This window comes from Priestia sp. P5_B4, assembly GCF_056400385.1.
In genome coordinates this window covers 1-2173 of sequence record NZ_JBFULJ010000659.1, presented here as the reverse complement: position 1 = coordinate 2173, position 2173 = coordinate 1, and the positions used below count along the sequence as shown (strand labels likewise).

Sequence of the window (2173 nt, the reverse complement as noted above, 5' to 3'; positions counted from 1 at the left end):
GTACTATTGTCTGCGATGATGATTTTACCCCTATACTTACAAACATCACTAGCTTTATCAACCTTTGCTGCTGGCCTAATGCTTCTTCCTGGAGGAGTGATTAACGGAATTCTTTCACCGGTTATGGGCRGGTTATTTGACCGTTTTGGCCCTAAATGGTTAGTTATCCCTGGACTTGTGATTGTAGCCGGCACCATGTATGGTTTCTCAACCGTAACGCTAGAAACATCAACAGGATTTATCGTTGCTCTGCACATTGCGCTTATGATCGCCATTTCGATGATTATGATGCCAGCTCAAACAAATGGATTAAACCAGCTTCCACCTGAGCTGTATCCGCATGGAACGGCGATTATGAACACCTTACAGCAGGTTTCTGGCGCAATTGGAACAGCTGTTGGAATTTCTATTCTGTCATCGGGTTCAAGAAGCTTCCTTGAGACGGTATCAAATAAAATGGATCCATTAAACCAGGTTCTTGCCTTCACCAACGGTGTTCAGCATGCGTTCGTCTTTGCGATCATTGTTTCCATTGTTGGATTGGTTATCTCGTTCTTTATCAAGAGAGTCAATGTGGAACAAAAAGCACATTAATAAAAAACACAGACCATTGGATGGTCTGTGTTTTTTTTGTAATAGGCAGACACTATAAGAAGAACTAGATAAAGTACATTGAGGTGAGTTCATTTATGATATCAAGAAAACACTTAGGATTTAACCTATCTATATAAAGTAAAATTTAACAGGAGCGGATGGCCTATTGGTTTTGAAGGTGGACCGCTATAAAAAATAAAAGTAGAGAACGACATATCAGTTTGTAACTATATATTTAGGGAGAATTTTTCAAAAGCAGTTAAAGAGGGGAATGTACATTAAATGAGTAAATTCAGTGAAAAAAAGAAATTCAAAAAAGGATTCTCAGAAGAAGTAATTGACATAGCAGCGGTTACAGGTTCAGTAGGAATTGGTGCTGGAATGTCCCATGAAGAGACTTTATGGACAGCATCAATTGATTTAATTGCATGGAAAAGTTTAGATGAAAATAAAGCTGTAAAAAAAGAAGAGGTACCGCTTAGGTGGTTAGTTAACGAGGAAGAAGTAGAAAAAGCAATGTACTTACTGCAAAGTAACACGGTTATAAAGCTACAAGTACGTAGGGGAACGGATTCAATGATGCTTGTTAACATTCTGGAAACAGAGTATGAAGACGAAGAGCTAGAAACGATAGTAAAAGAATCAGTGAAGCCAATTTATTATCATGATGAAAAGCTTGGCAAGTTTACACTTGAAAAAGGTATTAAAGTTTTTGAAAGAAACCTTTCTTGGGCGAATGAACAGTGCGAGCTGTATTTTGATTGGCATGAAGATGAAAGTATGATGAAATCTGCGCTGAAGACAGCACATACACTTTTTGAGGAGCAGGATAAATGGAGCCCAAAAATTAGAATGTACGCCGCAGCGGAACTGACAGATTTAGCAAATGATTGGCTGCAGGAAGAGGATGAAATAGAGGAAATTACAAAAGACATGTTTATGGATTTTATGAGTTTAGATACTATATCCGTTTATTCAGAAGGAGACTTTGATTTTTACTTCTCTGATGGAGATATGTTTGCAGGGCATAGCATCATTGTAGAAGGAAATATAAATGGGACTTTTACTAGGGCTCAGATTGCAGGGTAAATAGATCAATTGAATGATAGCTGAAAAGCAATTATGTAGTTTAAGAGAAGGTTTTTACCCTTCTTTTTTTTATTTGATTTTATGTATAGGTTAAAAAATATTAATATTATTTAAATAAGAATTTATATTTTTAATTTATTTATTAAAATTATTTAATTTTATTGTTTTTAATATTGAATATTTGTTATATAATCAAATTAGCTAAAAGAAGGGGATTTGATTATGGCTTATAAAGTACTTACAAATTGTCCTGTCTGCAGTGAAACGTTAAAAATCACAAAGCTGCAGTGCAGACATTGTCACACGACGATTGAAAATGAGTTTGAATTATCTAAGCTGGCATCCTTATCAAGTGATCAGCTTCATTTTGTAGAAGTGTTTTTAACATGCAGAGGAAATATCAAAGAAGTGGAAAAGGAACTGGGAGTTTCGTATCCAACCGTCCGAGGCAAGCTTACTGACATCATTTCATCTCTTGGATATGTAGAAA

At 35.8% G+C, this 2173-nt stretch carries 3 protein-coding genes; all 3 read left to right on the top strand.

Features of this window, described 5'->3' with window-relative positions:
• The coding region (locus AC1DRF_RS24350) for an MFS transporter (protein ID WP_477741906.1) at positions 1-594 on the top strand (594 nt) is incomplete at its 5' end.
• A 282-nt stretch (positions 595-876) separates the two neighbouring features.
• Positions 877-1683, top strand: coding sequence for a DUF2262 domain-containing protein (locus AC1DRF_RS24345; protein WP_477741905.1), 807 nt, complete (start codon positions 877-879; stop codon positions 1681-1683).
• Positions 1684-1905: 222 nt separating this feature from the next.
• On the top strand, positions 1906-2173 hold a 268-nt coding region (locus AC1DRF_RS24340), incomplete at its 3' end, for a DUF2089 family protein (protein ID WP_477741904.1).